Consider the following 16,142-nt stretch of genomic DNA (forward strand, 5'->3'; position numbering starts at 1 on the left):
CTCAGAAAAGCTTGCCGGGGTTGAGGATGCCCAGCGGGTCGAACGCCGTCTTGATCGCCCGCTGCATCTCCACGCCCACCGGGCCGATCTCGCGCGCCAGCCACTCCTTCTTGAGGACGCCCACGCCGTGCTCGCCGGTGATCGTGCCGCCGAGTTCCAGGCCGAGGGCCATGATCTCGTCGAAGGACTCGCGGGCGCGCCGGGACTCGTCGGGGTCGCCCGCGTCGAAGCAGACGGTCGGGTGGGTGTTGCCGTCGCCGGCGTGCGCGACGACCCCGATGGTCAGCTGGTACTTCTCGGCGATCCGGTCGACCCCTTCGAGCATCTCGGCGAGCTTGGAGCGCGGTACGCACACGTCGTCGATCATCGTCGTGCCCTTGACCGCTTCGAGGCCGGTGAGGGACAACCGGCGGGCCTGGAGCAGCAGTTCGGACTCGGCCGCGTCGTCCGCCGGTACGACCTGTGTGGCGCCCGCCGCCTCGCAGAGCGCGCCCACGGCCGTCAGGTCGGCGGCAGGGTCGAGCGTGTCGAAGGCGGCGAGGAGCAGTGCCTCGGTGGACTCCGGCAGGCCCATGTTCGCCATGTCGTTGACGGCCTTCACCGTCGTACGGTCCATGAGTTCGAGGAGCGACGGCACATGGCCGCCCTCCATGATCCGGCAGACCGCGTCGCAGGCGGCCGCGGCGGACGCGAACTCGGCGGCCAGCACGAGCTGTTGGGGCGGCTGCGGCTTCAGGGCGAGCGTGGCCCGTACGACGATGCCGAGCGAGCCCTCGGATCCGACGAAGAGCCGGGTCAGGTCGTATCCGGCGACGCCCTTCGCCGTACGGCGGCCGGTGGACATCAGACGCCCGTCGGCGAGGACCACGTCCAGGCCGAGGACGTACTCGGCCGTCACCCCGTACTTCACACAGCACAGCCCGCCGGACGCGGTGCCAATGTTGCCGCCGATCGTGCACATCTCCCAGCTGGAGGGGTCCGGCGGGTAGTAGAGGCCGTGTTCGTTGACGGCGCGGGAGAGCGTGGCGTTGATGACACCCGGCTCGACCACCGCGATCCGGTCGACCGGGCTGATCTCCAGGATGCGGTCCATCTTGACGAGGGACAGCACGACGCAGCCCTCGGAGGCGTTGGCGGCGCCCGACAGACCCGTACGGGCGCCCTGCGGGACGACTGGGATCCGTAGTTCAGTGGCGACGCGCATGACGTGCTGGACCTGCTCGACGGTGCGCGGCAGCACCACCACGGCGGGGGTGCCGGCCTCGCAGAAGCTGGCCATGTCGTTGGCGTACGAGGCCGTGACGTCCGGGTCGGTGAGGACCGCCTCGGCCGGCAGGCCCGCGAGGAGACGGTCGACGAGGCTGCCCACCGCCACGCTGTCTTCATCGGGTCGGGCTTCGATACGGCTCATGATCACAGCGTCGCACCCGGGGCCATCGGTGTGAACCCCGCCCGCGCGAGGCTTTCCGTGCCGGGGTGGTGGCCGGGTGTGCTCTTCGTATTGGCGCACAGTGAGCCGCATGGAGAGCGGCATGGGAAAAGAGCTGGCCTCGGGTTCGGCGGGCGGTCCGGCGGGTGGTCCGGTGAGTCGTTCGGCGGGTCGTTCGGCCAGGAGGGGGACGCTCGTCGGCGCCGTCGTGGGATGCGCCGTGGCGGGGTGTGCCGCGCTGGGCGGTGTGCTGATGGTGGCGCCCCCGGAGCCGGACGGACGGCCGCCCGCGCCCGGTCCGGTGGCTCGGGCCGAGACCGCCGTCGGGGCCGGGGCACCCGCCTCGCTGCCCGATCTGGTCGCGCTGATCGGGGACCGCGAGGCGCATCTGCGGGCCCATCCGGGTGATGTGCGGTCGTGGGCGGTGCTCGGCGCGGCGTACGCGGAGCGGGGTGAGCGGACCGGCCAGGCGCGGTTCTACCCGAAGGCCGAGAAGGCGTTGCGTACGTCGTTGCGGGCGAAGCCGAAGAAGAACGTGGAGGCGCTCGACGGGCTGGCCGCGCTCGCCGATGCCCGGCACGACTTCCGGGCGGCGCGGAAGTGGGGCGAGGCCTCGGTGGCGGCCTCGCCGAAACGGTGGGCGGCCTATCCGGCGCTGATCGAGGCGTACCGGGGGCTCGGCGAGTTCAAGGCCGCGGACAAGGCGCTGGCCAGGCTCGTCCGGCTGTCGAAGGGGTCGGCGGCGCCGAGGGCACGGGTGCTGACGCGGGCCGCCTTCGTGTACCGGGACCAGGGGCTCCGCGAGGACGCCGCCGCCGCGCTCTCCGACGCGGTGGCGCTCGCCTCCGCTCCGGCCGAGCGGGCCGACTCTCTCGTCGCGGCCGGGGAGCTGGCCTGGGAGCGCGGGGAGCCCACCGAGTCGCTGCGTGCCTTCGAGGCCGCGGTGCGCGCCGATCCCGACGGGCACTCCGCCCTCGCCGGGCAGGGCCGGGCGCTGGCCGCCCTGGGCCGGACCCCGGAGGCCGTGAGCGCGTACCGGGCCGCGTCGGAGAAGCGGGCGCTGCCCCAGTACGCGTGGGAGCTGGGCGAGTTGTACGAGTCGCTGGGGCAGGGCGGCGAGGCGCGGGCCCAGTACGACGTGGTGCGGGAGCGGGTGCGGGCGGGCGCCGCCGGTGGGGTGAACACCGATCTCGTCGCGGGTCTCTTCGAGGCCGACCACGGTGACGCGGAGGCCGCCGTGCGGCTGCTGCGGGACGAGTGGGAGCGGCATCCCTCCGCGGCGGTCGCGGACGCGCTGGGGTGGGCGCTGCATCGCGCCGGACAGCACGAGGACGCGCTCGTCTTCGCCACGAAGGCCACGGACAGGCAGCACGTGGGCGCGGTGCGCAGTGCGCCGTACGCGTACCACCGGGGCATGATCGAGCGGCAGTTGAAGCGGGAGGGACCCGCGCGCCGCCATCTGGAGGAGGCGCTGCGGATCAGTCCGTACTTCTCGCCGCTCGGTGTTCCGGCAGCGAAGGAGGCGTTGGAGGCACTGGGCCCGGTGTGACGGCGCCCATTGCCCCCAACGGCCTTGCAGGCTGCGGCGCCTACAGGTTGCCGCGCTTCTCCTGCTCCCTCTCGATCGCCTGGAAGAGGGCCTTGAAGTTGCCCTTGCCGAAGCCCATCGAGCCGTGGCGTTCGATGATCTCGAAGAAGACGGTCGGGCGGTCCTGGACCGGCTTGGTGAAGATCTGGAGCAGGTAGCCGTCCTCGTCGCGGTCGGCCAGGATCTTCAGTTCGCGCAGGGTGTCGACGGGCACGCGGGTGTCGCCGACCCACTCGCCGAGGGTGTCGTAGTAGGAGTCCGGGGTGTCGAGGAACCGGACTCCGGCCGCGCGCATGGTCCGTACGGTCTCCACGATGTCGTTCGTGTTGAGCGCGATGTGCTGGACTCCGGCGCCGCCGTAGAACTCCAGGTACTCGTCGATCTGGGACTTCTTCTTGGCGATGGCGGGCTCGTTGATCGGGAACTTGACCTTGAGCGTGCCGTCCGCGACGACTTTCGACATCAGGGCGCTGTACTCGGTCGCGATGTCGTCGCCCACGAACTCCTTCATGTTCGTGAAGCCCATGACCTTGTTGTAGAAGGCGACCCACTCGTTCATCCGGCCGAGTTCCACGTTGCCGACGCAGTGGTCGATGGCCTGGAAGGTGCGGTGGGCGGGCGGCTCGACCATCGGGTCCGCGGCCGTGAACCCGGGGAGGTAGGGGCCGTCGTAGCCCGTGCGCTCGACCAGGGTGTGGCGGGTCTTGCCGTACGTGGCGATGGCGGCGAGTACGACGGTGCCGTGCTCGTCCTTCAGCTCGTAGGGCTCGGTGACCGGGCGGGCGCCGTGCTCGACGGCGTAGGCGAACGCGGCGCGGGCGTCCGGGACCTCGATGGCGAGGTCGACCACGCCGTCACCGTGCTCCGCCACGTGTTCGGCGAGGAAGTGGCCCCAGGGGGTGGCCGCCTTGATGACGGAGGTGAGGACGAAGCGGGCGGAGCCGTTCTCCAGGACGTAGCTCGCGGTCTCGCGGCTGCCGTTCTCCGGTCCGGAGTAGGCGACCAGCTTCATGCCGAAGGCGGTGGAGTAGTAGTGCGCCGCCTGCTTGGCGTTGCCCACGGCGAAGACGACCGCGTCCATTCCCTTGACCGGGAAGGGGTCTGCCTGCCGCGCGGTCTCGGGGGTGTGGTGAGTGGTCTGAGTCATGGACGCAGGCTCTCCCCCTTCGGCAAGGTGCGCAATAGTTTGCGGATCTGCTGGGCAATATGTGCAGTGAAATGCCTGCCGGGCCGGGCTTTGTGTACAGGATGACCACCTCGGAGGCCTTCATGGCGATCGATCATCTGGACGGGCGGCTGCTGGTGCTGCTCGCACGGGAGCCGCGGATCGGGGTGCTGGAGATGTCCCGGCGGCTCGGGGTCGCGCGCGGGACCGTGCAGGCGCGGCTCGACCGGCTTCAGTCGAATGGAGTCATCCGGGGGTTCGGGCCGCAGGTGGATCCCGCGGCCCTCGGCTATCCCGTCACCGCTTTCGCGACGCTGCAGATCCGGCAGGGCCAAGGCACGGACGTACGGGCGCACTTGGCGACCGTGCCCGAGGTGCTGGAGCTGCACACGACGACGGGCGGCGGGGACATGCTGTGCCGACTCGTGGCGCGGTCCAACGCCGATCTTCAGCGGGTGATCGACCGGGTTGTCGGTTTTGATGGCATCGTCCGGGCCTCCACGGCGATCGTCATGGAGAACCCCGTGCCGCTGCGGATCATCCCGCTGGTGGAGCAGGCCGCGGAGGACGACGACTGAGGCGACAGTGATGGCTGAGGCGACAGTGGGGTGAAACGCGGGTGAGCTTCTGGGAGTACGTGAGCAGTCGCCATCAGCAGCTCCTCGCCGACGCCTACCAGCACGCCAGCGCCGTCTTCCAGTGCATGGTCGTCGCCACGGTGATCGGTGTGGTGGTCGGTGTCGTCACCTACCGGAGCGAGTGGGGCGGGAACCTGGCCACGACCACGACGGCGACCCTGCTGACCATTCCCTCGCTCGCCATGATCGGTCTGCTCATCCCGATCGTGGGGCTGGGGGTTCCGCCCACGGTGATCGCGCTGACCCTGTACGGGCTGCTGCCGATCGTGCGCAACTCGATCGTGGGGCTGCGGGGGGTCGATCCCTCGCTCGTCGACGCGGCCACCGGTATCGGGATGTCGCGGCTCGCCCGGCTCCTGCGGGTCGAACTGCCGCTCGCCTGGCCGCCGATCCTGACCGGGATCCGGGTCTCCACACAGATGCTGATGGGCATCGCCGCCATCGCCGCCTATGCCTCGGGGCCGGGTCTCGGCAACGAGATCTTCCGCGGCATCGCCTCCCTGGGCAGCAAGAACGCGCTCAACCAGGTCCTCGCGGGCACGCTCGGGATCATCGTCCTGGCCCTGCTGTTCGACGCCGCGTACGTCCTCATCGGGCGGCTGACCATTCCGAGGGGGATCCGTGCCTGAGCCGACCACCGCCACCGCGACCGGCACCGCGACCGCCACCGCCACCGCCACGACCACGGGTGCGAACGCCACCACCGGCGCCACCATCGAGCTGGAGAACCTCACCAAGCGGTATCCGGGGAGCTCCGACCCCGCCGTGGACAGCGTCAACATGGAGATCAACGCCGGCGAGCTCGTCGTCTTCGTCGGCCCCTCGGGGTGCGGGAAGTCGACCACCCTGAAGATGATCAACCGGCTGATCGAGCCGACCGGCGGGCGGATCAGGATCGGTGGCGAGGACGTCACCGACATGGATCCCGTGAAGCTGCGCCGCAAGATCGGCTACGCGATCCAGGCCTCGGGGCTCTTCCCGCACATGACGGTCGCCCAGAACATCGCCCTCGTACCGAGGATGGTGGGGTGGCCGAAGGCACGGATCAACGCCCGGGTCGAGGAGATGCTCGATCTGGTCGGTCTCGACCCGGGCGAGTTCCACGACCGCTATCCACGCCAGCTCTCCGGCGGGCAGCAGCAACGGGTGGGCGTGGCCCGGGCGTTGGCCGCCGACCCGCCCGTGCTGCTGATGGACGAGCCTTTCGGTGCCGTGGACCCGATCACCCGCGACCACCTCCAGGACGAACTGATCCGGCTCCAGCACGAGTTGCACAAGACGATCGTCTTCGTCACCCACGACTTCGACGAGGCGATCAAACTGGGCGACCGGATCGCCGTGCTGCGGGAGCAGTCGCACATCGCCCAGTTCGACACTCCGGAGGCGATCCTCACCAACCCCGCCGACGACTTCGTGTCCGGGTTCGTGGGCGCCGGGGCCGCGTTGAAGCGGCTCAACCTGTCGCGCGTACGGGACGTGGAGATCACCGACTATCCGACGGTGACCGTCGACGACCCGCTCCAGGAGATCTTCAACAAGCTCCGGTCGAGCGGTACGAACGAGATCCTGCTGCTCGACCGGCGCGGGCGGCCCTACAAGTGGCTGCGGCGCGGGGACCTGATGCGGGCCAAGGGTTCGCTGGCCCGGGCGGGCACGCTGGTGCACGACACGGTGACCCGGGACGCGACGCTGCGGGACGCGCTGGAGGCCGTGCTCATCGACAACGCGGGGCGGGTCGTGGTGACCGGGCGGCGCGGGGAGTACACGGGCGTCGTGGACATGGAGACGCTGATGAACTCCGTGCACGAGCTGCTGGAGGCCGACCGGCTCGACGCGATCGAGCACCAGCACGAACTGGAGGAGACGCGCGCGGCGCAGACCCGTCACGCGCAGGAGGGCGTCGACGGTGCTGCCGGTCCCGGCGGGGAGGCGAAGGCGTGAGGGCCCCGGAGACCGGCCACGGCACCGGGACGGACCCGGGCGGCGAGGGCTCCGGGACGGACCCGGGCGGCGAGGGCTCCGGGACGGACTCCGGTACGGACCCTGGTACGGACTTCGGTACGGACTCCGGGTTCGAGGAGACGAAGGCGCCCCCGCCCGGCAAGTCCCGTGCCTCACGGGTGACTTGGCAGAAGCTGACCTTCCTGCCCGCCGTGCTCACTGTCGTGCTGCTCACCACCTGGCTCTGGTTCCAGCAGGCGGAGCTGGACCCGCTCTCGGAGAACGCGCTGTCGGGCGGCCAGGTGTGGAAGGCGCTGCGGCAGAGCATCGAACTGACCGTGATCTCCACGTTCTTCGTGCTGATCATCGCGATCCCGCTGGGCATTCTGCTGACCCGCGGAGCGTTCCGGAAGGCGACCCCGGCCGCCATGGCCCTCGCCAACATGGGACAGGCGACCCCTGCGATCGGCCTGTTGGCGCTGCTCGTGATCTGGCTGGGCATCGGGCGGAAGGCGGCGCTGATCGGCATCATCGCGTACGCCGTCCTGCCGGTCCTGTCGAACACGATCGCCGGGCTCAAGGCGAACGACCCGACGCTGGTGGAGGCCGCCCGGGGCATCGGCATGTCGCCGGTGGGAGTGCTGACCCGTGTCGAACTGCCCCTCGCCGTACCGCTGATCCTCGCAGGCGTCCGTACGGCCCTCGTCCTGAACGTGGGCACGTCGACCCTCGCCACCTTCGGCGGGGGCGGCGGTCTCGGCGTACTGATCACGACCGGGATCACCAACCAGCGGATGCCGGTTCTGGTGCTCGGCTCGATCCTGACCGTGTCCCTCGCCCTGCTGGTCGACTGGCTGGCCTCGCTTGCCGAACTCCTCCTCAGCCCTCGCGGGTTGGAGGCGGGGACATGAGACGGCGTACGGGCCTGGTGGCCGCCGGGGCCGTGCTGGCGGCCACGGCCGGGTGCGGGCTGACCAGCGGCTCGCCCATGGTCGACGACGTGGAGCCCGGCTCGATCGGGCAGGGAAAACCGCTCAAGGGCGCCGATCTCACCGTCACCTCCAAGGAGTTCACCGAGCAGCTGATCCTCGGCGCGATCATGGGCATCGCCTTCGAGGCGGCCGGCGCGAACGTGCTGGACCGCACGGGCATCCAGGGCTCCATCGGCGCCCGCGAGGCCGTCAAGAGCGGGGACGCGGACGGCATGTACGAGTACACGGGCACCGCCTGGATCACGTACCAGGGCAACAACGATCCCGTCACCGACCCGCAGAAGCAGTGGGAGGCAGTACGCGAGGCCGACCGGAAGAACGGCCTGACCTGGCTGCCGCCGTCGGCACTCAACAACACGTACGCCCTCGCGATGAACCAGGCCAACTTCAAGAAGTACGGCACGAAGACCCTCTCCGACGTGGCCGCGCTGTCGAAGTCCGACCCGAAGGCGGTCACGCTCTGCGTGGAGAGCGAGTTCGCCAACCGGGCCGACGGGCTGCCGGGCATGGAGAAGGCGTACGGCATGAAGCTGCCCGCCGGGAACATCACGCAGATGGACACCGGGATCATCTACACCCAGGTGGCGAAGGGAAGTTGCACCTACGGGGAGGTCTTCACCACCGACGGGCGCATCAAGTCGATGAACCTGGTCGTGATGGCGGACGACAGGAAATTCTTCCCCAACTACAACGTGGCTCCGGAGATCAACTCCAAGGCGCTGAAGAAGTATCCGGCGATCGCGCAGGTCCTCGACCCGATCACCAGACGCCTGAACAACGACGTGGCACAGGAGTTGAACGCGCGGGTGGACGTGGACGGGGAGGATCCGCACACGGTGGCGCTGGACTGGATGAAGGACGAGGGGTTCGTTAAGGAGGGCTGAGCGGGGGCTCCCCCGGGGGTCGCTTCCGCTAGCAGCTCGGGACGGAGCCCTGGCCCTTCTCCAGGGCCACCAGGGCGGCAACCGCGCCCTTCAGAGTGGTCACCGGGATGAGGCGGAGGCCCTTCGGGAGGTTCGACTCGGCGTCCGAGCACTCCGCCTTCGGGACCAGGAAGACCGTGGCGCCGTCGCGGCGGGCGGCCTGCGTCTTGAGGGCGACGCCGCCGACCGCGCCGACCTTCCCGTCGGCGTCGATGGTCCCGGTGCCGGCGATGTTGCGACCTCCGGTGAGATCGCCGCCGCTGCCGTCGCCGTCCAGCTTGTCGACGATGCCGAGGGAGAAGAGGAGCCCGGCGCTGGGTCCGCCGACGTCGGCGAGCTTCAGGGTGACCTTGATGTCGCCCGAGTTCTCACCGAGATGATTGAGGGCGGCCTCGGTGGCGGTGTCCTGGGACTTCTTCATCTCCTCGGCGTTGTGCTCCTCGATCTCCTTCACGCTGTCGCCGCTCGGGTAGACGGAGTCGCGAGGCATGATCGCCTGGTCGGTGCGGAACCAGCCGTCGAGCACATCGCCCAGGCTCACGTCCTGGTCGGGCCCGGTCGCCTCGATGGTCGTCATCCGCAGCTGGCCGCGCGTCTTGTGGGTGTCCGCCCCGGTGATCGTGATGACCGGATCACCCTTGTTCTCACCGAGCACGTTCGCCGTCATCCCCGGCTGAGCCACCGAAAACGGCAACGGCACAAACACCGCCGTAGCAAGCAGCGCCACAACAGGAACAGCACAGACACCGACAGCCTGGAGACGCGTGAGACGAGAGAGCACGGGATCAATCTAACGCGAGACCGATTTCCGGCCGGGGGCCACCCACGGATCACGGCAGGGGCGACAGGGAGCGGAGCGCCTTCGGGGACGCGGGAGGCTGGGCGACTTTTTTTGGGGGCGCGGGGAACTGCGCAGTCTTTTTGGGGGCGCGAGGAACCGCGCACCTTCCAGAGGCTGGGGGAACCACGCGATTCCAGGGGCGCGGGGAACGGCGCAATCCTTTAAGGGCGCGGGGAACTGCGCGACCAGCCCCCACGGCACCCCCAACCCCCTGAGCTCAGATCACCGCAAGGCCTCGGCCACTTCCTTAGCCGCATCAACGACCCGCGGCCCCACCCGCTCAGGCACAGCATCCGCAAGCATGACCACCCCCACACTCCCCTCCACCCCGGTCACTCCGAGCAGCGGCGCAGCCGCCCCACTGGCGCCCGCCTCCAGCTCCCCGTGGGTGAGGGTGTACCCCGGCTCCTCCGCGGAAGCGGCCCGCGCGGAGAGGATCGCCTTGCCGGCGGCCCCCCGGTCGAGCGGATGCCGGAACCCGGCGCGATAGGCCACGTGGTAGTCGGTCCACGTCGGCTCGACCACGGCGACGGCGAGCGCCTCCGCACCGTCGACCAGCGTGAGATGGGCGGTCGCCCCGATGTCCTCGGCCAGCGACCGCAACGCGGGCAGCGCGGCCTCGCGGACCAGCGGATGCACCTGCCGCCCGAGCCGCAGCACGCCGAGCCCGACACGGGCACGGCCGCCCAGGTCACGACGTACGAGGGCGTGCTGTTCCAGCGTGGCGAGCAAGCGGTACACGACGGTCCGGTTGACTCCGAGTTTGTTGGACAGCTCGGTGACGGTCAGACCGTGGTCGGTGTCGGCGAGCAGTTTGAGGACACGCAGTCCCCGGTCGAGCGTCTGGGAGGTTTCCGCGGTCACGACGCCCACTCCTTAGTGGTGAGAGTCGACGGCCCCTACGCGGCGGATGCGTCACCGGTCCCATCGGCGACGCGCGTCAGAGGCCGCCGGTTCGGCAGCGTCCCGGGCTGTCCGGGGCGGGCACCGGCTGCGCTCCGCGGCGGCGCTGCCACGGGGCGTGTGCGTAGCGGGACAGTAGCGAGCTGGTTCGCTCAGCGGAAGTCTCCGTCCAGAATCCGGGCGTTCGCAGGTACGGACCGGGTTCGGTTACCCGGAGTTAGATTCACTTTCGCCCTGAAATATCCGGCGCACACCACTGGGCGTGCACGAGCCCTGCACAGAGCGCGCACACGCGTGAGCGCCGGTGTCATGACGACACCGGCGCTCACGTGAACGTACCGGGGCGGGCGGGACGGACCGGGGCGCGGTCACCGCATCCGGGTGGCCCACTCCTGCACCTTGGCGATCCGCTGGCGCAACTGCCCGGCGGTGGCCTCCGCGCTCGGCGGCCCCCCGCACACCCGGCGCAGCTCGGTGTGGATCACACCGTGCGGCTTGCCGCTCTGGTGGACGTACGCGCCGACCATCGTGTTGAGCTGCTTCCTGAGCTCCAGCATCTCCTTGTGGGAGACCACGGGCCGCCGCTCGGCGGGCAGTTCGAGAAGGTCGGCCTCGTCGTCCGGCTTCTTGCGGCTGTGCGCGATCTGCCGGGCCTGCCGCTTCTGGAGCAGGAGCTGGACCTGGTCGGGTTCGAGGAGCCCCGGAATACCGAGGTAATCCTGCTCCTCCGCACTGCCCGGGTGGGCCTGCATGCCGAACTCGGCGCCGTCGTAGAGCACCCGGTCGAAGGTGGCCTCGGACTCCAGGGCCTCGAAGGAGAACTGCTCCTGCTCCCCGGTGTCCTCGTCCTGCTCCTTGTTCGCCTCCTCCATCTCCTTCTCGGATTCGGCGTACGGGTCCTCCTCGCCCTCCTTCTTGGGCTTGTCGAGGGCGTGGTCGCGCTCGACCTCCATCTCGTTGGCGAAGGTGAGGAGGTCGGGAACGGTCGGCAGGAAGACGGAGGCGGTCTCGCCACGCCGCCTGGACCGTACGAAGCGGCCGACGGCCTGGGCGAAGAAAAGCGGCGTGGAGATGGTGGTCGCGTAGACGCCCACCGCGAGCCGGGGCACGTCGACGCCCTCGGAGACCATGCGGACGGCGACCATCCAGCGGTCGTCGCTGTGGCTGAACTCGTCGATGCGGTTGGACGCGCCCGTGTCGTCGGAGAGGACGAGGGTGGCCTTGCTGCCGGTGATGTCACGGATGAGCTTGGCGTAGGCGCGGGCAGATTCCTGGTCGGAGGCGATGACGAGGGCGCCGGCGTCCGGGATGCCCTTCCTGACCTCCGTGAGCCGCTGGTCGGCGGCGCGCAGCACGCTGGGCATCCATTCGCCGCGCGGGTCGAGGGCGGTGCGCCAGGCCTGCGAGATCGCGTCCTTGGTCATCGGCTCGCCGAGCCGGGCGGCGATCTCGTCCCCCGCCTTCGTACGCCACCGCATGTTGCCGCTGTAGGAGAGGAAGATGACGGGCCGCACGACGTGGTCGGCGAGCGCGTTCCCGTACCCGTACGTGTAGTCGGCGGCGGACCGTCGGATCCCGTCGCGCCCCTCCTCGTACGTGACGAAGGGGATGGGGTTGGTGTCGGACCGGAAGGGCGTACCGGTGAGCGCGAGCCTGCGGGTGGCGGGCTCGAAGGCTTCGAGGCAGGCCTCGCCCCATGACTTGCTGTCACCGGCGTGGTGGATCTCGTCGAGGATCACCAGGGTCTTGCGCTGCTCGACGCGGTTGCGGTGCAGCATGTGCCGCACGCCGACACCGGCGTACGTGACCGCGACGCCCTGGTACTCCTTGCTGAGCGGCCCCGCGCTGTACTCGGGATCCAGCTTGATCCCTATCCGCGCGGCCGCCTCCGCCCACTGCTTCTTCAGATGCTCGGTCGGCGCGACCACGGTCACCTGCTGCACGACATGGTGGTGCAGCAGCCAGGAGGCGAGCGTCAGCGCGAAGGTCGTCTTGCCGGCTCCGGGTGTGGCGACGGCGAGAAAGTCACGCGGCTGCTCCTGGATGTACTTCTCCATCGCACCTTGCTGCCAGGCACGCAGCTTGCTGGCCGTGCCCCAAGGGGCCCGCCCGGGAAACGCGGGTGACAGGTGGTGCGAGGAGGTGGCACTGGCGGCGGTGGTAGTCACGGTCTCCGTGGGGTGGTTGAGCGGCTCGGCTGGCGTGTGGCATCGGCTGCGTATGACAACCGGGCCACCCTACCGGCGGCCCCACCACGTCAACGCGCGGACGACGCGGGGTCACCCTTGGATGGGACTCAGGTCACAGAGAACTCCGTGGAGTGGGAGCGGCTTGTTCTCGTCGGCGGGGCGAGGCTCGCCTGGGCCGGGGCAGGGCTTCGCCGGGGGCCGGGCGGGACTTCACCCGGGCCATCAGCCACGCGACGCCCCCGCGCTCAGCGGGAGTCGGTCCGCAGCCGTGTGGTCACCCAGGCCCCCACCAGCGCCACCCCGGCCATCGGCAGGAACACCGCGGCAAAGGCGGCTGGATGGCCGCCGGAGGCGTTCGTGGCGGCGTGGGTGACCGTGCCGCCGCCCAGGGCCGCGAAGGCCGCGCCGCCCGCGGAGAGGAGGAGGACGTTCGAGAGGCCGTCGGATATCTGGAGGGCGGCGGAGTTGGTGCCGGCCTCCTCGGGGGCGGAGAGGTGGAGCAGGAGGACGCTGGTGGAGGAGATCACCAGGCCCATGCCGAAGCAGCCGAAGGACCAGGCCACCGCGACCGTCCACACCGGCACCCCGTCGATCAGCACGCTCGGCGCGGCGGCGATGGAGGCCGCGGTCAGGACCATGCCCAGCATCATCAGCCGGTCCCGGTACGGTTCCACGCGCGCCCTGGACTGCACGAAGGAACCCAGCGCCCAGGTGCCCCCGCCCGCCGCCAGTGAGAATCCGGCCAGTGTCGGCGAGAGCCCCCGCTCGGTGACCAGCATCAGCGGCACGAAGGACTCGGCCGCGATGAAGGACCCGGCGGCAATCCCGCGCAGCAGCACGACGGACGGCAGCCCGCGCGCCGCCAGGTAGGTCCCCCTGGGCAGCAGCCCGAGCACCGCCGGGATCAGGAGGGCGACCCCCGCCACGGCCGGGACCACCGACAGCCACCTCAGGTCCTGCGCCCCGTACTGCAGCAGCCCGGCGCCCAGCGAGATGCCCAGCGCCAGCCGGATGCGCCGCCGGTCGAAGGGCGCGGCCACGGCTCCCCCGGCCGGGCCGGACGCCCGCCGCCGTATCTGCGGCAGCGCGAACGCCAGCGGCAGCAGGACGAGAACCGGTATCCCGACGAACACCCAGCGCCAGCCGAGGTGTTCGGTCACCGCGCCGGAGGCGAGCGGCCCGACAACGGACGGGATCACCCAGCTCGCCGCGAACGCCGCCATGATCGACGGCCGCAACCGCTCCGGATAGGCCCGCCCCACGACCACGTACAGCGCGACGATCACCAGCCCGCCGCCGAGCCCCTGCACGGCCCGCCCGAGGATGAACAGCCACATCGCCCCGGCCGTCCCCGACAGCAGCAGCCCCGCCGCGAACGCCCCGATCCCCGCCGTCAGCGACCCCAGCGGGCCCGCACGGTCCGACCACTGCCCGGCCAGCACCATCCCGAACAGACTCGTCGTGAAGTACCCGGAGAACGCGAACGCGTACAACGAGACCCCGCCCAGCTCCCGCGCCGCCACCGGCATAGCCGTCCCAACAGCAGTCGCCTCGAAGGCGATCAGCAGCACGACGGACACGATCCCGACACTGAGCGCCCGGTGAGCACGCCCGAGGACACCTTCGCGGGCGCCGGCTTCGACCGCCGGACTCTGCACGGCCGATGTCCCGGGGGCAGCCGGGTCGGCAGGGTCGGCCAGGTCGGCCGGGGTCTCAGCGACGCCGGTGTCGCTCGGTTCCAGGGTGGTCATGCCCGCCAGCGTAAGGGGCACGACTGACATTGACCCCTGTCCAGAGACGGGACCTCCCCCGGGACCTTGGTCGTACGACCACCCTCGCCCGACCCGCCCTCAGCTCTCCTCCTCTCCCCCTCCCCGCCTCCTTTCATGAACGCCGTATGGCAGTCCCATTGCAGCCCCGCCCGTTCCCTTGAGCCCCTGCCGACAGCGCCGTACGTTCGACACAACGAGTCCGGAACACCGGGAACACCGGGTGATCGGGTCACAGAGTGACCAGGTCACCGCAACCCCGGACTCAAGCTTGGCCGTGTGCCCGAGTGGCTTAGGGACTCGCCTGCAAAGCGAGGCACGTGGGTTCAATTCCCGCCACGGCCTCTGTTCGGTGTCGGGGTCGACCGCTGTCAGGCGGTCGGCCCCGACGCGTGTGCGGCGGCCGTGCGTAGGACGCCCCGCGGCGGCCGTACGCGACTGGATCAAGCGGCGGCACGCCCCCGTGCACGGGAGGCGCTCACAGCACCCCGCCCGCCTCGTCCTGGAACAGTTCCGTCCAGTAGTGCCAGTCCGCCGCGGAGGCGGAGCCCGTGGGGTCGACCGTCGACAGGGTCTGCGTCATCGTCGTGGCGAGTTGGTCGTAGGCCTCCGTCGTCAGTTCGTGGGACAGGGTGCCGTCGATGGCCTTCTCGCGGTGGAGCAGCCAGAGGGTGAAGGCCAGGGTGGAGACGTCCGTGTTGAGGGCGTGCAGGGTGGCCTCGGGCTCGCTCCAGTTGAGGACCGCGCCCGTCGAGCCGTCGACGACCAGGCTGTTGTCCTCGATGAGGTGGCCGAGGCGTATCAAGTGGTCGGAGCCGTCGGGGAGTTCGGCGGCGGTGTACTCGCCCGGGCGCTCGTCCTCGTAGTACTCGGCGAGGGTCGGCAGCGGCACGTCCGTGTCCAGCTGGAAGAGGAAGCCGTCCTCGGGCAGGCCCGTGTCGCGCAGGAAGCGGCGGGTCGGTTCGTGCGCCAGCGCCGCCGGGAAGTCGACGTCCTCGAAGCGCACGACCCGGCCCTGGCCGAACTCCTGGTCCAGCAGCCGGTCGGGCAGGTCCAGGGTCAGGGTCTCGTCGGCGGGCGGGCCCGCGACGAGGGCCAGCGGGCGGATCAGCGCGGCCATCCGCCAGAACGGCGGGACCTCGCCGCCGGTGCCCTCCTCGAAGACCGCGAGCAGCTGCTGCGACATCGCGGCCACGGCCTTCGGCCCGAACCGGCCCTCGTAGGAGGCGAACCGGCCGCGTCTGGCCGCCATCTCCTCCGTCGCCGCCACGAACTCCGTCAGCGCCTGGAGGGAGGGCGCGAGCGGGCGACGGTCCATCAGGTCGGGGCGGTCGTGGAAGAAGTACGTGGTGGAGACCTCGCCCGTCGCTCCGTCGAGCAGCACCGACTCCGTCTCGGCGTCGGCGGGGCCGCCGAGCAGCGCGCCTATCACCAGCAGGTCCCGGAGGTCCTCCGCGAGCAGGTCCGGGTCCCCGGTCGAGTCCGCCACTGTCCGGGGGCCGTCCGTGCGCAGCGCCTCGAAGGTCAACAGGCCGCCGTCGTCCGGCAGTCCGGGGCCCGCCAGCCAGCGCCGCGTTGCCGCGTGCGTGACGTACGGGTCCAGTTCGTCCTCGGTCAGAGTGATCGTCTTGATGCCGGCGTCCGTCGTGCTCATCGTTCCCCCGCGCATGGTTGTTCACAGCCCCCGGCAGGACCGGACCGGGCGGCACGCTCAGGGAACTCCACGGAAACCCACGAACAGAGCCTGCGGACAGACTCACGGAA

13 protein-coding genes and 1 tRNA gene are annotated in these 16,142 nt (G+C 70.5%); 7 read left to right on the top strand and 7 right to left on the bottom strand.

Features of this window, described 5'->3' with window-relative positions; genetic code table 11:
* Position 1: 1 nt before the first annotated feature.
* Complete coding sequence (locus tag ACN20J_RS19575; RefSeq protein ID WP_189843445.1) at positions 2-1,417, bottom strand: FAD-binding oxidoreductase; 1,416 nt, start codon at positions 1,415-1,417, stop codon at positions 2-4.
* Positions 1,418-1,532: 115 nt separating this feature from the next.
* Between ACN20J_RS19575 and ACN20J_RS19580 the strand changes: the two genes are divergently transcribed.
* Positions 1,533-2,978 (top strand): tetratricopeptide repeat protein, encoded by a 1,446-nt coding sequence (locus ACN20J_RS19580; RefSeq protein ID WP_419666430.1) that lies wholly within the window; start codon positions 1,533-1,535, stop codon positions 2,976-2,978.
* A gap of 40 nt (positions 2,979-3,018) precedes the next feature.
* On the opposite strand, the gene hppD is transcribed toward ACN20J_RS19580, so the two are convergent.
* Positions 3,019-4,164 carry a 4-hydroxyphenylpyruvate dioxygenase gene (gene hppD / locus ACN20J_RS19585; protein ID WP_189843446.1) on the bottom strand — a complete coding sequence of 382 codons (1,146 nt, stop codon included), beginning with the start codon at positions 4,162-4,164 and terminating at the stop codon, positions 3,019-3,021.
* Positions 4,165-4,286: 122 nt separating this feature from the next.
* Between hppD and ACN20J_RS19590 the strand changes: the two genes are divergently transcribed.
* The 5 genes from ACN20J_RS19590 (at position 4,287) to ACN20J_RS19610 (ending at position 8,637) form a co-directional block, all read left to right on the top strand.
* Complete coding sequence (locus tag ACN20J_RS19590) at positions 4,287-4,760, top strand: Lrp/AsnC family transcriptional regulator (RefSeq protein WP_055617039.1); 474 nt, start codon at positions 4,287-4,289, stop codon at positions 4,758-4,760.
* Positions 4,761-4,801: 41 nt separating this feature from the next.
* The gene (locus ACN20J_RS19595; protein WP_189843447.1) at positions 4,802-5,449 is read left to right on the top strand and encodes an ABC transporter permease; all 648 of its coding nucleotides are present in this window, start codon (positions 4,802-4,804) and stop codon (positions 5,447-5,449) included.
* Between the two features lie 85 nt (positions 5,450-5,534).
* A complete protein-coding gene (locus ACN20J_RS19600; RefSeq protein WP_190228230.1) occupies positions 5,535-6,761 on the top strand; it encodes a betaine/proline/choline family ABC transporter ATP-binding protein in 1,227 nt (408 codons plus the stop codon).
* Positions 6,758-7,672, top strand: coding sequence for an ABC transporter permease (locus tag ACN20J_RS19605; RefSeq protein ID WP_419666431.1), 915 nt, complete (start codon positions 6,758-6,760; stop codon positions 7,670-7,672). The genes ACN20J_RS19600 and ACN20J_RS19605 overlap by 4 nt, the downstream gene beginning before the upstream one ends.
* Positions 7,669-8,637, top strand: a complete 969-nt coding sequence (locus tag ACN20J_RS19610) for a glycine betaine ABC transporter substrate-binding protein (protein ID WP_419666432.1) — start codon at positions 7,669-7,671, stop codon at positions 8,635-8,637. Before ACN20J_RS19605 ends, ACN20J_RS19610 begins: the two co-directional genes overlap by 4 nt.
* Before the next feature lie 28 nt (positions 8,638-8,665).
* Here the strand turns inward: ACN20J_RS19610 and ACN20J_RS19615 are convergent, their stop codons facing one another.
* The 4 genes from ACN20J_RS19615 to ACN20J_RS19630 all read right to left on the bottom strand — a co-directional run bounded on the left by ACN20J_RS19615 (position 8,666) and on the right by ACN20J_RS19630 (position 14,360).
* Positions 8,666-9,457, bottom strand: a complete 792-nt coding sequence (locus tag ACN20J_RS19615; protein WP_189843451.1) for a PDZ domain-containing protein — start codon at positions 9,455-9,457, stop codon at positions 8,666-8,668.
* A gap of 282 nt (positions 9,458-9,739) precedes the next feature.
* Positions 9,740-10,381: an IclR family transcriptional regulator gene (locus ACN20J_RS19620; RefSeq protein WP_143632657.1), complete on the bottom strand. Its 642-nt coding sequence runs from the start codon at positions 10,379-10,381 to the stop codon at positions 9,740-9,742.
* A gap of 407 nt (positions 10,382-10,788) precedes the next feature.
* Positions 10,789-12,588, bottom strand: coding sequence for a DEAD/DEAH box helicase (locus ACN20J_RS19625; protein ID WP_055614608.1), 1,800 nt, complete (start codon positions 12,586-12,588; stop codon positions 10,789-10,791).
* A 266-nt stretch (positions 12,589-12,854) separates the two neighbouring features.
* Complete coding sequence (locus ACN20J_RS19630) at positions 12,855-14,360, bottom strand: MFS transporter (RefSeq protein WP_419666433.1); 1,506 nt, start codon at positions 14,358-14,360, stop codon at positions 12,855-12,857.
* A gap of 291 nt (positions 14,361-14,651) precedes the next feature.
* On the opposite strand from ACN20J_RS19630, the gene ACN20J_RS19635 reads away from it, so the two are divergent.
* A tRNA-Cys gene (locus ACN20J_RS19635) sits at positions 14,652-14,723 on the top strand.
* 133 nt (positions 14,724-14,856) lie between these two features.
* On the opposite strand, the gene ACN20J_RS19640 is transcribed toward ACN20J_RS19635, so the two are convergent.
* Positions 14,857-16,032: an SUKH-4 family immunity protein gene (locus ACN20J_RS19640; protein WP_190227715.1), complete on the bottom strand. Its 1,176-nt coding sequence runs from the start codon at positions 16,030-16,032 to the stop codon at positions 14,857-14,859.
* Between the last annotated feature and the right edge of the window lie 110 nt (positions 16,033-16,142).

The organism is Streptomyces sp. 2-1, from assembly GCF_048564895.1.
Lineage (GTDB): Bacteria > Actinomycetota > Actinomycetes > Streptomycetales > Streptomycetaceae > Streptomyces > Streptomyces phaeochromogenes.

Excerpts from the sequence above, each read along its gene's own strand:
- hppD (WP_189843446.1), bottom strand. The coding sequence starts at position 4,164 with ATGACTCAGACCACTCACCACACCCCCGAGACCGCGCGGCAGGCAGAC.
- ACN20J_RS19630 (WP_419666433.1), bottom strand. The coding sequence starts at position 14,360 with ATGACCACCCTGGAACCGAGCGACACCGGCGTCGCTGAGACCCCGGCC.
- ACN20J_RS19590 (WP_055617039.1), top strand. The coding sequence starts at position 4,287 with ATGGCGATCGATCATCTGGACGGGCGGCTGCTGGTGCTGCTCGCACGG.
- ACN20J_RS19610 (WP_419666432.1), top strand. The coding sequence starts at position 7,669 with ATGAGACGGCGTACGGGCCTGGTGGCCGCCGGGGCCGTGCTGGCGGCC.
- ACN20J_RS19640 (WP_190227715.1), bottom strand. The coding sequence starts at position 16,032 with ATGAGCACGACGGACGCCGGCATCAAGACGATCACTCTGACCGAGGAC.
- ACN20J_RS19580 (WP_419666430.1), top strand. The coding sequence starts at position 1,533 with ATGGGAAAAGAGCTGGCCTCGGGTTCGGCGGGCGGTCCGGCGGGTGGT.